The sequence below is a fragment of the Streptomyces sp. NBC_00249 genome (assembly GCF_026342355.1).
Taxonomy (GTDB): Bacteria; Actinomycetota; Actinomycetes; order Streptomycetales; family Streptomycetaceae; genus Streptomyces.
Genome location: NZ_JAPEMV010000008.1, coordinates 318338 through 332654, shown reverse-complemented (window position 1 = coordinate 332654; position 14317 = coordinate 318338). Strand labels below are relative to the sequence as shown.

Annotated in this window: 10 protein-coding genes and 1 pseudogene; 5 read left to right on the top strand and 6 right to left on the bottom strand. The window is 72.0% G+C overall.

Features of this window, described 5'->3' with window-relative positions:
- Nucleotides 1-21: 21 nt before the first annotated feature.
- Nucleotides 22-576, bottom strand: a complete 555-nt coding sequence (locus tag OOK31_RS31190; RefSeq protein WP_267090723.1) for an EF-hand domain-containing protein — start codon at nt 574-576, stop codon at nt 22-24.
- Between the two features lie 254 nt (nt 577-830).
- On the opposite strand from OOK31_RS31190, the gene OOK31_RS31185 reads away from it, so the two are divergent.
- Both OOK31_RS31185 and OOK31_RS31180 read left to right on the top strand, forming a co-directional pair.
- Nucleotides 831-1253, top strand: coding sequence for a hypothetical protein (locus OOK31_RS31185; protein ID WP_267090722.1), 423 nt, complete (start codon nt 831-833; stop codon nt 1251-1253).
- 84 nt (nt 1254-1337) lie between these two features.
- Entirely contained in the window at nt 1338-2771 is a 1434-nt protein-coding gene (locus tag OOK31_RS31180; protein WP_267090721.1) for a S28 family serine protease, read from the top strand.
- A 6-nt stretch (nt 2772-2777) separates the two neighbouring features.
- On the opposite strand, the gene OOK31_RS31175 is transcribed toward OOK31_RS31180, so the two are convergent.
- On the bottom strand, nt 2778-4604 hold the full coding sequence (locus OOK31_RS31175; RefSeq protein WP_267090720.1) for a glycoside hydrolase family 3 protein: 1827 nt from the start codon (nt 4602-4604) through the stop codon (nt 2778-2780).
- A gap of 10 nt (nt 4605-4614) precedes the next feature.
- Nucleotides 4615-5577 (bottom strand): LysR family transcriptional regulator, encoded by a 963-nt coding sequence (locus OOK31_RS31170; protein ID WP_267090719.1) that lies wholly within the window; start codon nt 5575-5577, stop codon nt 4615-4617.
- 106 nt (nt 5578-5683) lie between these two features.
- On the opposite strand from OOK31_RS31170, the gene OOK31_RS31165 reads away from it, so the two are divergent.
- Nucleotides 5684-6655 (top strand): EamA family transporter, encoded by a 972-nt coding sequence (locus OOK31_RS31165; protein WP_267090718.1) that lies wholly within the window; start codon nt 5684-5686, stop codon nt 6653-6655.
- Here the strand turns inward: OOK31_RS31165 and OOK31_RS31160 are convergent.
- Together OOK31_RS31160 and OOK31_RS31155 are read right to left on the bottom strand one after the other, a co-directional pair.
- Nucleotides 6561-7052: pseudogene (locus OOK31_RS31160) on the bottom strand (GNAT family N-acetyltransferase); the annotation flags it as partial. The gene OOK31_RS31165 and the pseudogene OOK31_RS31160 overlap by 95 nt on opposite strands.
- Before the next feature lie 63 nt (nt 7053-7115).
- Entirely contained in the window at nt 7116-7655 is a 540-nt protein-coding gene (locus OOK31_RS31155) for a DUF937 domain-containing protein (RefSeq protein ID WP_267090717.1), read from the bottom strand.
- Between the two features lie 289 nt (nt 7656-7944).
- Between OOK31_RS31155 and OOK31_RS31150 the strand changes: the two genes are divergently transcribed.
- A complete protein-coding gene (locus tag OOK31_RS31150; protein WP_267090716.1) occupies nt 7945-10191 on the top strand; it encodes an ATP-dependent RecD-like DNA helicase in 2247 nt (748 codons plus the stop codon).
- Between the two features lie 182 nt (nt 10192-10373).
- Nucleotides 10374-11663, top strand: a complete 1290-nt coding sequence (locus tag OOK31_RS31145) for a citrate synthase (protein WP_030229520.1) — start codon at nt 10374-10376, stop codon at nt 11661-11663.
- A gap of 354 nt (nt 11664-12017) precedes the next feature.
- Here OOK31_RS31145 and OOK31_RS31140 read toward each other — a convergent pair whose 3' ends face one another.
- Complete coding sequence (locus tag OOK31_RS31140; RefSeq protein WP_267090715.1) at nt 12018-14273, bottom strand: cation-translocating P-type ATPase; 2256 nt, start codon at nt 14271-14273, stop codon at nt 12018-12020.
- Nucleotides 14274-14317 lie beyond the last annotated feature (44 nt).

The following is a 14317-nucleotide window of genomic DNA, read 5'->3' as shown; positions in this document are numbered from 1 at the left end:
CCTCTCAGGGCGCCCCGGGGATCAGAGCTCGCCGAAGAGCAGGTTCCCCGGGGCGTCCTCGTCGTCACCGGTGTAGTACTCGCGTACCGCGGCGAGGAGCTCGTCCACCGTCAGGTAGCCGTCGTGGTTCTTGTCGATCCTCGCGAAGAGCGCCTCGGCGGCCTCGGGCTCCAGCTTCGTGTCGAAGGCCGTCTGGGCCCTGTGGAACTCCTCGGGGCTGATCTGCCCGTCGCCGTTGGTGTCGGCGACCGTGAGCATCGCCTTCATCATCGGGCGGAAGGACTTGTCGTAGGCGGGCCCGCCGTCCTTGTAGAGGCGGGTCATGCCGTCCCGGTACTGCTGGGGCGTGAGCTTCTGGTCCGTGCCGACGCCCAGTTCGTTGAAGAGGTCCACCCAGAAGTCCGTGAGGCCGCGGAAGACCTCGGTCGCCTTGGGGGAGTCGGCGGGCTCGGAGAGCGCGGAGAGCAGCCGCGACCCGAGCGCGATCATGTCCTGCTCGTCGATCACGCCGTTGGAGTCCGCGTCCAGGTGCGTGAAGGCGCGCTCCAGCTTGCGGTCGAGGAGGTCGTTCGTCATGTTCTGATGCCTTTCACGGCTACGGTGAGCGGTCGTCCGGTCGCCTAGCGTAATGTCCTCGTCGATGGTGAACTCCCGTTCCACCGCTGGGAAGTTGTGGATGCACCCTTACGAGGTACGGGTGGCGGGCGCGGCCCCGTGACGGCGGTGGCCCGCGCGGACGGCCCCCGGTCGTACTTGCCCCGTGCAACCTTCCGGGGATTCCGGGCGTCGTACAGGCGTACGTGTTACGTACGACTCATCGGGGGGTCAGGATGTCGCAGGGCTGGAAGGTGTGGGGGAAGGCGGGGGAGCGGCGTCGGGGGGCGGCCGTGACCCTCGGGGTGTTCGCGGTGGCGCTCGGGCTCGGCGCCGCGGGGCTGTTCGCGGCGCCCGCCGCGCACGCCGCGGGCGACGGATGCCCGGGCCGGCTGGTCAAGGTGCTGCCGTTCTCCACCGGCGAGGTGCGCGTGTACAAGACCCGCACCCAGGCCTGCGCGACGGCGGTGGCCCTGCATCCGGGGGAGCGCCGCCACATGGCGGTGAGCATCCAGCCGCGCGGGGGTATCGCGGTGGGCGATGCGGGGCAATTCACCCGGTACGCGGGCCCCGTCACCGTCGGCGCGATCAACCGGTGTGTGTATGTGAAGGGGAGCGTGGCGGCCGGATCTGTCGATTCCGGCTGGATCCTGTGCTGAGGGACAGGCCCAACAAGGGCTGTTCATAAGCGCATTGACCCCGCTAGGTTCACGGCGACCAGAGTGGACTCAAGGGGAGTGTGAATGCGCAAGACGCTCGGATGGCTGCTGTCGCTCGTGGTGCTCATCGGCACCATGGGCGCGGCCGGCGCCACGGCACACGCGGCCACAGCCGCGGGACCGGCCGCCGCCACGGACATCAAGGACCAGATCCTCGGCATTCCGGGGATGAGCCTGATCGAGGAGAAGCCGTACCCCGGGTACCGCTTCTTCGTACTGAACTACGAGCAGCCGGTCGACCACCGGCAGCCGTGGAAGGGCACCTTCAAGCAGCGCATGACCCTGCTGCACAAGGACACCACCCGCCCCACGGTGTTCTTCACCTCCGGCTACAACGTCAACACCAACCCGCGCCGGAGCGAGCCGACGACCATAGTCGACGGCAACCAGATCTCGCTGGAGTACCGTTTCTTCACGCCTTCGCGGCCCGACCCGGCCAACTGGGCGAACCTGGACATCTGGCAGGCCGCCAGCGACCAGCACCGCATCTTCACCGCCCTGAAGAAGATCTACACCAAGAACTGGCTGGCCACGGGCGGCAGCAAGGGCGGCATGACGGCGACGTACTACGAGCGCTACTACCCGCGTGACATGGACGGGGTCGTCGCCTACGTGGCGCCCAACGACGTCGTCAACAAGGAGGACTCGGCCTACGACCGGTTCTTCACCAAGGTCGGCACCAAGGAGTGCCGCGACAAGCTGAACAACGTGCAGCGCGAGGCCCTGATCCGCCGCGCGCCGCTGGAGGCCAAGTACACCGCGGCCGCCGCCGAGAACGGCTGGACCTTCAACACCGTCGGCAGCCTGGACAAGGCCTTCGAGGCCGTCGTCCTCGACTACACCTGGGCCTTCTGGCAGTACAGCCTGCTCGCCGACTGCGCCGCGGTCCCGACCGCCGCCACCGCCTCCGACCAGGAGATCTGGGACACGGTCGACACCATCTCCGGCTTCTCGGCCTACGCCGACCAGGGCCTGGAGACGTACACGCCGTACTACTACCAGGCCGGTACGCAGCTCGGTTCGCCCGACATCAAGCAGCCCCACCTCAAGGGCCTGAGCCGCTACGGCTACCAGCCGCCGCGCAACTTCGTGCCGCGCGACATCCCGATGACCTTCCAGCCGGGGGTCATGGCGGACGTGGACAACTGGGTCCGCAACAACGCCCACCAGATGCTCTTCGTGTACGGCCAGAACGACCCGTGGGGCTCCGAGCCCTTCCATCTCGGGTACGGGGTCCGCGACAGCTACGTGATGACCGCGCCGGGCGCCAACCACGGTGCCAACGTCGCCAAGCTGCTGGACGGCGAGAAGACCCTCGCCACCGCGAAGATCCTCCAGTGGGCCGGTGTGGCGCCCGCCGCCAACACGTTCGGCACGGCGAAGACGGCGCCGCTCGCGGCCCCCGACGCCCAGCTCGACCGGCACGACCTGGAGCGCGCGCAGCAGCTGCGCCCGTAGCTCCGGCTACCGGGCCACGGGCGGGTACGACAGCCCGTGGCCCAGCGGGTAGCGGCCCGGGACCGGGACGGGGAGGCGGCCGGCGGGCCGCCTCGCCCCCGTGACCACCCGGGCCGCGGCCCGCATCTCCACGTCCGTCCAGGTGTAGGTGGCCAGCTCCGCCGCGCAGGCCGGCAGCCGCGCCGGGTCGTACGGATTGCGCAGCGCCACCAGCACCACCGGGACGCCCGTCGCGAGGAGCTCCGTGACCAGCGTGCGCTGCGGGCTCTCCCCCTCCGGGACGTTGTACGTGCACACCAGCACCGCCGCGTGCCCCGGGGCGGCCGCCACGGCCCGGCCCGGCGGCAGTGCCGTCGCCCGGCAGCCCAGGGCGGTCAGCTCCCGTGCCAGGACCGTCGTAGGGGGTCCCGTGCTACCCGTGGGGGAGACCGGGTCGGTCCCGGTGACCAGCAGCCGGGGCGATGCCGAGGCGTCGAGGGGCAGCAGGGCGCGCGGGTTGGCCAGCAGGGTGGTCGTGGCGGCCGCGATCTCGTCGGCGGCCTCCAGGTGCGCCTGCGCGCCGACCTGCGCCGCCACCTCCTCCGGCGAGGTGTAGGGGTCCTCGAACAGGCCCCGGCGGGCCTTGAGTTCCAGGATCCGCAGCACCGACTCCGCGATCCGCTCCCGGGTCAGCTCCCCCGACTCCACGGCCGCCAGCACGGCCCGCTGGGCGAGCCCCAGGTCCGGCGCGTTCAGCAGCTGGTCGCAGCCCGCGAGGAGGGCCAGCACCGGGACCCGGTCGGCCCCGTACTTCTGCCGGACCCCGGCCATGTCGAGGGCGTCGGTGACCACCACCCCCCGGAAGCCGAGGCGTTCGCGCAGGATGCCCGTCACGATCGGCCGCGAGAGGGTCGCCGGGTCCCCCGAGGGATCGAGCGCGGGGAAGACGATGTGCGCCGTCATCACGGCGTCCACGCCCGCCTCCACCGCCGCGCGGAACGGCGGCTCGTCCAGCTCCTCCCACTGGGCGCGGGTGTGCCGCATCACCGGCAGCCCGACGTGGCTGTCGGTCTCGGTGTCCCCGTGGCCCGGGAAGTGCTTGGCCGTCGCGGCCACCCCCGCCGCCTGGTAGCCCCGTACCTGGGCCGCCGCCAGGGCCGACACCGCGCGCGGGTCGGAGCCGAAGGAGCGTACGCCGATCACCGGATTGGCCGGGTTCACGTTGACGTCCGCCACCGGGGCGTAGTCCTGCCGGACCCCCAGCGCCGCCAGCTCCGTACCGGCGACGCGGGCCGCCCGGCGGGCGTCGGCCGTGGAGCCGCCCGCGCCGAGCGCCATCGCCCCCGGCAGCAGGGTCGCGGGCCGGCCGATGCGGGCGACGGCCCCGTGCTCCTGGTCCACGGAGAGCAGCAGCGGGATCCCCGCGCCCGAGCCGGCCGCCGCCCGCTGGAGGCCGTCGGACAGGGCGGCGATCTGGCCCGGGGAGCGGGTGTTGTGGGCCCACGCGAAGTACACGACCCCGCCCAGGTGGTGGCGGGCGACCACCTCGGCGGCGGTGCGCACCCCGAACTGGGCCAGGTTCAGCCGGGCGTCGGCCTCGTCGGGGTCGGTCGCGGAGTGCCCGTAGACCCGGGACACGAACAGCTGCCCCACCTGCTCGGGCAGGCTCATCGAGGCGACGAGCGAACGCAGCCGGGCCCGGTCCGGGTGGCGTCCGGGCGGCCGGTCGGAGGAGCGGGCGTCGTCGGGGCCGGCGCGGTGGGAGCCCACGGCGGCGGAGGCGGCTCCGGCGGCCGTCACGGCGGCCACGGCCGCGGCGGCGAGCAGGGCCCGGCGGGAGGCGTGGTAGGGCACCCGCCGGACCCTACTGCCGTACCGGCCCGACCGGGTGACGGACACTCGGTCCGTCCCCCGTAAGGGCGTCGCCGGACACCGCCGGCCAGTGCTCCTGGAGGGTCCGCACCGCCGCGGTGATCGCGGGCCGGCGGGCCGCCCCCGTCCGCCACAGGGCGTACAGCCTGCGGACGGGGCCCGGCTCCAGCGGTACGGCCACCGCGCCCGGCGGCAGTGCGCCCGTACCCAGCCGGGGCACGACGGCGATCCCGAGCCCGGCCGCGACCAGGGCGACGATCGTGTGGTTCTCCTCCGCCACATGGACGATGTCGGGCTCGAACCCGGCGGTGCGCATCGTCCGCACCAGCCAGTCGTGGCAGACCCGTCCGGGCGGCTGGCACACCCACCGCTGCCCCCCGAGGTCCGCCCGCCGCACCACGCGCCGGGCGGTGAAGGGGTGTCCGGCCGGAACCACCAGATCGCACTTGTCGTTGCCGATGACGGCCTGCTCCACCCCCTCGGGGGCCGGCAGCGGGGCGATGTCCCAGTCGTGCGCCACCGCCAGATCGGTGACGCCCTGGGCCACCAGGTCCACCGACAGGTGCGGGTCCACCTCCGTCAGGCGTACCTCCAGCGCGGGATGCAGCCGCGCCAGCTCGGCGAGCACCCCCGGCAGCAGCCCGCGCGCCGCCGAGGCGAAGGCGGCCACCCTCAGCAGTCCGCCGGGCTGCCCGCGCCGCTCCTCCAAGGTGGTCTCGGCCCGCTCCACGATCGCCAGCAGCCGCTGCGCGGTGTCCGCCAGGTGGTGGGCCTCCTCGGTGAGCGCGACCCCGCGCCCGCGCCGCTCCAGCAGGGTGGTGCGGGTCTCCCGCTCCAGCTTGGCGATCTGCTGCGAGACCGCGGAGGGGGTGTAGCCCAGGGCGGCCGCCGCGCCCGCGACCGAACCGTGGACGGAGACGGCGTGCAGGGCGCGCAGCCGGGACAGGTCGAGCATGCTCCCATCGTAGGCGGCCCGGCCCGCGGACGCGTAAGCATCGCTTCATCCATTCCGGAAGAGATCCGCGCTGGTGCTACATGGTCGTGGGGTCGATGCTCGGAGCATGCGCCCACTGCACACCGCACTCGCCGTACTCGTCGCCGCCGTCTGGGGCTTCAACTTCGTCGTCATCGAGATCGGCCTCGACCACTTCCCGCCGCTGCTGCTGTCCGCCCTGCGCTTCCTCGTCGCCGCCCTGCCCGCCGTGTTCTTCGTGGGCCGGCCCAAGGCCGCCTGGAAGTGGATCCTGGGCGTCGGGGCGGCCCTCGGCATCGCCAAGTTCGGGCTCCTCTTCACCGGCATGGCCGCCGGGATGCCGGCCGGGCTGTCCTCGCTGGTGCTCCAGATCCAGGCCGTCTTCACCGCGATCCTCGCCGCCGTCTTCCTGCGCGAACGGCCCGGCCGGGTACGGGTGCTGGGCATGGTCGTGGCGCTGGCCGGGATCGCCGTCGCCGCCGTGGACCGGGGGGTCTCCGGGCCGGTCGGCGGGTTCGTGCTGGTCGTCGCGGCCGCCGTCGCCTGGGGCGTGTCCAACGTGCTCACCCGCAAGGCCGCCCCGAAGGACGCCCTGAACTTCATGATCTGGGTGTGCACCGTCCCGGTGCTGCCGCTGTTCGCGCTCTCGCTGCTGATCGAGGGACCGGAGCGCGACCTGGCCGCGCTGCGCGCCCTCGACTGGTCCGGGGCGGCCGTCATCGGCTACGTCGCCTGGGTGTCCACCGTCTTCGGCTTCGTCGCCTGGAGCTACCTGCTGCGCCGCTACCCGGCCTCGTCCGTGGCGCCGTTCTCGCTGCTCGTGCCGGTCTTCGGGATGTCCTCGGCCGCCCTGGTACTGGGCGAGGGGATCTCGGGGCTGCGCTGGCTGGCGGCCGTCCTGCTGGTCGGCGGCGTGGGGCTGACCTCGCTGGCCCCGGCCCGCGCGAAGCCCCGTACCGCCGTGGTCACGACGGGGAGCCCTGCTGGAGCGGGAGCCGCCAGTCCTGCCCCGTCAGGCTCACTCCGTACGAGCGGTGCGGCCGCTCCGCGGTCAGGGTGAAACCGGCCCGCAGGTAGATCTCGCGGGCACCGGTGAGCACGTCGTTGGTCCAGAGCACCAGCTCGCGGTAGCCGACCGAACGGGCGAAGGCCACCACCGTGTCCACCAGCAGCGTCCCGATGCCGTGGCCGCGCCCCTCCGGGTCGACCAGGAGCAGCCGCAGCCGGGCGGTACCGGGCGCGGAGTCCTCCCGTACGCACATCACGGACCCGACGGGCCGGCCGTCGAGCTCGGCGATCCACACCCGCTCCAGGTGGGGGTCGTGGTCCTGCGCGAAGTCCGCGACGATCCGGGCCACGAGCCCCTCGAAGTCGGCGTTCCACCCGTACTCGGCGGCGTACAGCGCGCCGTGGCGCTGGACGATCCACCCCAGGTCCCCGGGCTCCGGATCCCGCAGCCGCACCTTCTCAGCCATGAGGCCACTCTAGGGGCCCGCTCCGGAGGCGGGCCCCCGAACGGGCTACTTCTTCGGGCCGCCCGCGCCGCCGCCGAGGAGCTGGCCCAGCAGGTCGCCGAGGCCGCCGCCCTCCGCCGGCGCCGCGCCGGGGGCCGGGGCGCCGCCCGGCGTCGGCGCGCCCTTGCGGGCGGCGGCGCGCTTGGCGAAGACGGCCAGCAGGACCGGGATCAGCAGCTCGATGACGCGGGCGACGGTCGGCGCGGGGATGCCCGTCTTCTTCGAGACGGCGTTGGCCACGGGCTTGCTCACCTTGGCGAGCACCCCGGCCATCATCCCGCCGCTGAGCATGCCGCCCAGCCCGCCGAGCGTGGCCACCCCCTGGAGCGGGGCCTCGGCCACCTCGGCGAAGGCCTGGCGGACCTCCACGCCGTCGTCGCCGTCCGTGTCGGCCTTCTGCTGGAGGTCGCCGGTCATGGCGCCGACGGTCTCCGCGACCGTGTCGCGGGCGCCGTTCGCGTCGGTGCCGAGCAGTCCCGCGATCTCGGTCAGCCTGTCGTCGCCGAGCTCGCGCAGCACATCGTCCTGGAATGAAGGTTCGCTCATGCCGGAAACGCTACTTGTGCGGTGTTTTGGTGGCACCTCGGACGGCTCCGGGACCGCCCTTCGGTCACGGAAAGGTAAAGCTGCGGATTTCGTTGCAACCCTGCGGGCGGGTAGCGGGTCGTAGGTTGCGTCGGCACTTCCGGGAGGGGATCTGGGGGGATCGGGAAGTCCGACGAGGGAGGGGTAACCGTGAGGGGGTCCGGCCGGGGAGGCCGGGCCCCCTTCGGTTTGTCCCCGTGGTTGTCCACAGGCCCGGCGGGCTGTCGGCCCCGGACGGTAGCGTCGTGGCATGACAATCAGCGGGGCGGTGCAACTGGCGGTGGTCGAGGGGGTGCTGGAGCGCATCACCTACGCCAACGAGGAGAGCGGGTACACGGTCGCCCGGGTCGACACCGGCCGGGGCGCGGGCGATCTGCTGACGGTGGTCGGCTCCCTGCTCGGCGCGCAGCCCGGGGAGTCCCTGCGCATGGAGGGCCGTTGGGGCTCGCACCCCCAGTACGGCAAGCAGTTCAGCGTCGACAACTACACGACCGTCCTGCCCGCCACCATCCAGGGCATCCGCCGCTACCTGGGCTCCGGCCTCATCAAGGGCATCGGCCCGAAGATCGCCGACCGGATCGTGGAGCACTTCGGCACCGACACCCTCGACGTCATCGAGACCGAGCCGAAGCGCCTGGTCGAGGTCCCCGGCCTCGGCCCCAAGCGGACCAGGCTGATCGGGGCCGCCTGGGAGGAGCAGAAGGCCATCAAGGAGGTCATGGTCTTCCTCCAGGGCGTCGGCGTCTCCACCTCCATCGCGGTGCGCATCTACAAGAAGTACGGGGACGCCTCCATCTCGGTGGTGCGCAACCAGCCCTACCGGCTCGCGGCCGACGTCTGGGGCATCGGCTTCCTCACCGCCGACCGCATCGCCCAGGCCGTCGGCATCCCGCACGACAGCCCCGAGCGGGTCAAGGCCGGCCTCCAGTACGCCCTGTCCCAGTCCACCGACCAGGGCCACTGCTTCCTCCCCGAGGAACGGCTCATCGCGGACGGGGTCAAGCTCCTCCAGGTGGACACCGGGCTGGTCATCGAGTGCCTCGCCGAACTGGCCGCCGATCCGGAGGGAGTCGTACGGGAATCCGTACCCGACCCCCAGGGCGGTCCGGACCCGCTGACCGCCGTGTACCTGGTGCCCTTCCACCGGGCCGAGCTCTCGCTCGTCGGGCAGGTCCGCCGGCTGCTCCACGCCGAGGAGGACCGGATGCCCGGCTTCCGGGACGTGGACTGGGACAAGGCCCTCGGCTGGCTCGCCGGGCGCACCGGGGCCACCCTCGCGCCCGAGCAGCGCGAGGCCGTCCGGCTCGCGCTCACCCAGCGGGTCGCCGTCCTCACCGGCGGGCCCGGCTGCGGCAAGTCCTTCACGGTCCGCTCCATCGTGGAGCTGGCCCGCGCCAAGAAGGCCAAGGTGGTCCTCGCCGCCCCCACCGGCCGGGCGGCGAAGCGCCTTTCGGAGCTGACCGGGGCCGATGCCTCCACCGTGCACCGGCTGCTGGAGCTGAAACCGGGCGGGGACGCGGCGTACGACCGGGACCGCCCGCTGGACGCGGACCTGGTGGTGGTCGACGAGGCCTCGATGCTGGACCTGCTGCTGGCCAACAAACTGGTCAAGGCCGTGGCGCCCGGGGCGCACCTGCTGCTGGTCGGCGATGTGGACCAGCTGCCCTCCGTCGGCGCCGGCGAGGTGCTGCGCGACCTGCTGGCCGAGGGCGGCCCGGTGCCCGCCGTCCGGCTGACCCGGATCTTCCGGCAGGCCCAGCAGTCCGGCGTGGTCACCAACGCGCACCGCATCAACACCGGTGTCCCGCCCATCACCGACGGCCTGCCCGACTTCTTCCTCTTCCCCGAGGAGGACACCGAGGCGGCCGGGATCCTCGCCGTGGACGTGGCGGCCCGTCGAATTCCGGCCAGATTCGGGCTCGACCCCCGCCGCGACATCCAGGTGCTCGCACCCATGCACCGCGGCCCGGCCGGCGCCGGGAACCTCAACGGCCTGCTCCAGCAGGCCATCACCCCGGCCCGGCCGGACCTGCCCGAGAAGCGCTTCGGCGGCCGGGTCTTCCGGGTGGGCGACAAGGTCACCCAGATCCGCAACAACTACGACAAGGGCGCCAACGGCGTCTTCAACGGCACGGTGGGCGTGGTCACCGGCCTCGACCTGGACGAACAGCGCCTGACGGTGCGCACCGAGGAGGACGAGGAGGTGGGGTACGAGTTCGCCGAGCTCGACGAGCTGGCCCACGCCTACGCCGTCACCATCCACCGCTCCCAGGGGAGTGAATATCCCGCGGTCGTGATCCCGGTCACCACCGGGGCCTGGATGATGCTCCAACGCAATCTGCTCTACACGGCGGTGACCAGGGCGAAGAAACTGGTCGTCCTGGTCGGGTCCCGCAAGGCCCTCGGTCAGGCGGTGCGTACCGTTTCCGCAGGCAGGAGGTACACGGCCGTGGCTCCCCGGCTCTCCGGCCGCGTACCGGTGGGAAACATCACCTAGATGATCGATCATTTGGGCTATCCGCACCGGTGCGGAGGGGGCAGGATGAGCAGGTTGACGGCACTCAGTGCCGTCAAAAACACCAAACCCCGACCCCGAGTGCACTCACCTGTGCCAAATGGGGGAAGGTAGAGGCAGTCAGGGCACCTCGAAGAAGAGGCACTACGTCGGTGAGGGATGACGTGAGCGACAACTCTGTAGTACTCCGGTACGCGGACGGTGAATACACCTACCCGGTGGTCGAGAGCACCGTCGGTGACCAGGGCTTCGACATCTCGAAGCTCCGGGCCCAGACCGGGCTCGTCACCCTGGACAGCGGCTACGGGAACACGGCCGCCTATAAGTCCGCCATTACCTACCTCGACGGCGAGCAGGGCATCCTGCGCTACCGCGGTTACCCGATCGAGCAGCTGGCGGAGCGCTCGACCTTCATCGAGGTCGCCTACCTGCTGATCAACGGTGAGCTGCCGACCGTCGACCAGCTCGCGTCGTTCCGCAACGAGATCACCCAGCACACGCTGCTGCACGAGGACGTCAAGCGCTTCTACGACGGCTTCCCGCGCGACGCGCACCCGATGGCGATGCTGTCCTCCGTGGTCAGCGCGCTGTCCACGTTCTACCAGGACAGCCACAACCCGTTCGACGAGAAGCAGCGCCACCTCTCGACGATCCGCCTGCTGGCCAAGCTCCCGACGATCGCGGCCTACGCGTACAAGAAGTCGGTCGGCCACCCGGTGGTCTACCCGCGCAACGACCTCGGCTACGTCGAGAACTTCCTGCGCATGACCTTCTCCGTGCCGGCCCAGGAGTACGACCTGGACCCGGTCGTGGTGTCGGCGCTCGACAAGCTGCTGATCCTGCACGCGGACCACGAGCAGAACTGTTCGACCTCCACCGTGCGTCTGGTCGGCTCCTCGCAGGCGAACATGTTCGCCTCGATCTCCGCCGGCATCTCCGCCCTGTGGGGCCCGCTGCACGGTGGCGCCAACCAGTCCGTCCTCGAGATGCTGGAAGGCATCAAGAACGACGGCGGCGACGTCGACGCCTTCATCCGCAAGGTGAAGAACAAGGAGGACGGCGTCCGCCTGATGGGCTTCGGGCACCGCGTCTACAAGAGCTTCGACCCCCGGGCGAAGATCATCAAGGCGGCGGCGCACGACGTCCTCTCGGCGCTCGGCAAGAGCGACGAGCTGCTGGACATCGCGCTCAAGCTGGAGGAGCACGCGCTGGCCGACGAGTACTTCGTCTCGCGCAACCTCTACCCGAACGTGGACTTCTACACCGGTCTGATCTACCGGGCCATGGGCTTCCCGACCGAGATGTTCACCGTGCTCTTCGCGCTCGGCCGGCTTCCCGGCTGGATCGCCCAGTGGCACGAGATGATCAAGGAGCCCGGCTCCCGCATCGGCCGTCCGCGCCAGATCTACACCGGCGAGGTCCTGCGCGACTTCGTGCCCGTAGAGGCCCGCTAGCCGCCTGCCTCCCGGCCCCGCTTCACGAAAAGCGCCCCGCCGTCGATCCCCCCACGGGTCGACGGTCGGGGCGCTTTCCTTTCCCCGGCGGCGGATTCCCCCCACGGGATCCGAGCCGGGGCGTCGGTGGGTGCCGGGACCCGTTTCGGGTCGGGAGGGCCGCTCAAAGCTTCCCGAGGGCACGCGTCCCGGCCGGCAGATGCCCGGAGGTCCCCCAGGACCTCCTGAAACATCCCCCAAGACGTTTCTGGCATCGCCCTATTAGATCCTTGACGACCCCGGATGGTTACGTTGTCATCACTGTGATCTGCGTCTCCAGTGAAGGAGATGTGGAGGGTTGGGGGAGGCCGGCCACTAGCGGAAGGACCGCAGCCGCAGGCTGTTCGTCACCACGAAGACCGAGGAGAAGGCCATCGCGGCCCCCGCGATCATCGGGTTGAGCAGGCCGGCCGCCGCCAGCGGCAGCGCCGCCACGTTGTAGCCGAAGGCCCAGAACAGGTTGCCCTTGATGGTGGCGAGGGTCCGGCGGGAGAGCCGGATCGCGTCCGCCGCCACCCGCAGGTCGCCCCGTACGAGGGTCAGGTCGCCGGCCTCGATGGCCGCGTCGGTGCCGGTGCCCATGGCCAGCCCCAGGTCGGCCTGGGCCAGCGCGGCCGCGTCGTTGACCCCGTCGCCCACCATGGCGACGGTGCGGCCCTCGGCCTGGAGCCGCTTGACCACGTCCACCTTGTCCTGCGGGAGCACCTCGGCGATCACCTCGTCGATGCCCACCTCGCGGGCCACCGTCTCGGCCACGGCCCGGTTGTCGCCGGTCAGCAGCACCGGGGTCAGGCCGAGCGCCCGCAGCCGGGTGACGGCCTCGGCGCTGGTCTCCTTCACGGCGTCGGCCACGGTCAGCACCCCGCGCGCCGCGCCGTCCCAGGCGACCAGGACCGCGGTGCTGCCCGCGGCCTCGGCGGCCGCCTTGGCCCCGGCGAGCGCCTCCGGCAGGGCGATCTCCCAGTCGGCCAGCAGTCGTTCGCGTCCGACCAGCACGGCGTGCCCGTCGACCACGCCCTGTACGCCCAGCCCCGCGACGTTCTCGAAGGACTCCGGGACGGGCAGCTCACCGGCGAGCTCGGCCGCCCCGGCGGCGACGGCCCGGGCGATCGGGTGCTCGGAGGAGTGCTCCAGGGCGCCGGCGAGGCGCAGCAGTTCCTTCTCGTCGACGCCCTCGGCGGTGTGCACGTCCCGCAGGGTCATCCGGCCGGTGGTGACGGTGCCGGTCTTGTCCAGGACGACGGTGTCCACGCGACGGGTGGACTCCAGCACCTCGGGCCCCTTGATCAGGATGCCGAGCTGCGCGCCCCGCCCGGTGCCGACCATCAGCGCGGTCGGGGTGGCCAGGCCCAGGGCGCAGGGGCAGGCGATGATCAGGACGGCCACGGCGGCCGTGAAGGCGGCGGTGGGGTCGTCGGTGATCAGCAGCCAGGTGATCCAGGTGCCGAGCGCGAGGGCCAGGACGACCGGCACGAACACGCCGGAGATCCGGTCGGCGAGGCGCTGCACCTCGGCCTTGCCGTTCTGCGCGTCCTCGACCATCCGCGCCATCCGGGCGAGCTGGGTGTCGGACCCGATCCGGGTGGCCTCCACGAGGAGGCGGCCGGAGGCGTTGACGGTGGCGCCGGTGACGGAGTCCCCGACGGAGACCTCGACCGGGACGGACTCGCCGGTCAGCATGGAGGCGTCCACGGCGGAGTTGCCCTCGACGACGGTGCCGTCGGTGGCGATCTTCTCCCCGGGGCGGACCGCGAACCGGTCGCCCACCGCGAGGGCGCTCACCGGGATCCGCACCTCGCGCCCGCCGCGCAGGACGGCCACGTCCTTGGCGCCCAGCTCCAGCAGCGCCTTCAGGGCGGCGCCGGCCTTCCGCTTCGAGCGGGCCTCCAGGTAGCGGCCGAGCAGGATGAAGCTGACGACGCCGGCCGCGACCTCCAGGTAGATGGCGGAGGAGCCGTCGGTGCGCGAGACGCCGAAGTCGAAGCCGTGCCGCATGCCGGGCATTCCCGCGTGCCCGAAGAACAGGGCCCACAGCGACCAGGCGTAGGCGGCCAGCGTGCCGACCGAGACCAGGGTGTCCATGGTGGCGGCGCCGTGCCGGGCGTTGGTCCAGGCGGCCTTGTGGAAGGGGAGCGCGCCCCACACCACCACGGGCGAGGCCAGGGTCAGCGAGAGCCACTGCCAGTTGTCGAACTGCAGGGGCGGGACCATCGCGAGCAGGACGACGGGCAGGGCGAGGGCGGCGGACACCAGCAGCCGCTGGCGCAGCGCGGCGAGCACGGGGTCGCGTACCGGCTCCGCCGCCGTGGCCGCGGCGGACGGCTCCGGCTCCGGCGGCGCGGGTTCCTCGGCGGTGTAGCCGGTCTTCACGACGGTGGCGATCAGGTCGGCGACCCGGACGTCGCCGCCGTAGGAGACCTGGGCCTTCTCGGTGGCGTAGTTCACCGTGGCGGTGACCCCGTCCATCCGGTTGAGCTTCTTCTCGATGCGGGCCGCGCAGGAGGCGCAGGTCATCCCGCCGATCGAGAGTTCGACCGCCGCTATGGGTCCGTCGTGCACTGTGCTGGTCATTTCCGGCTCCAGGGGGAGGGCCGGGCCGTACGGAACCAGTATGA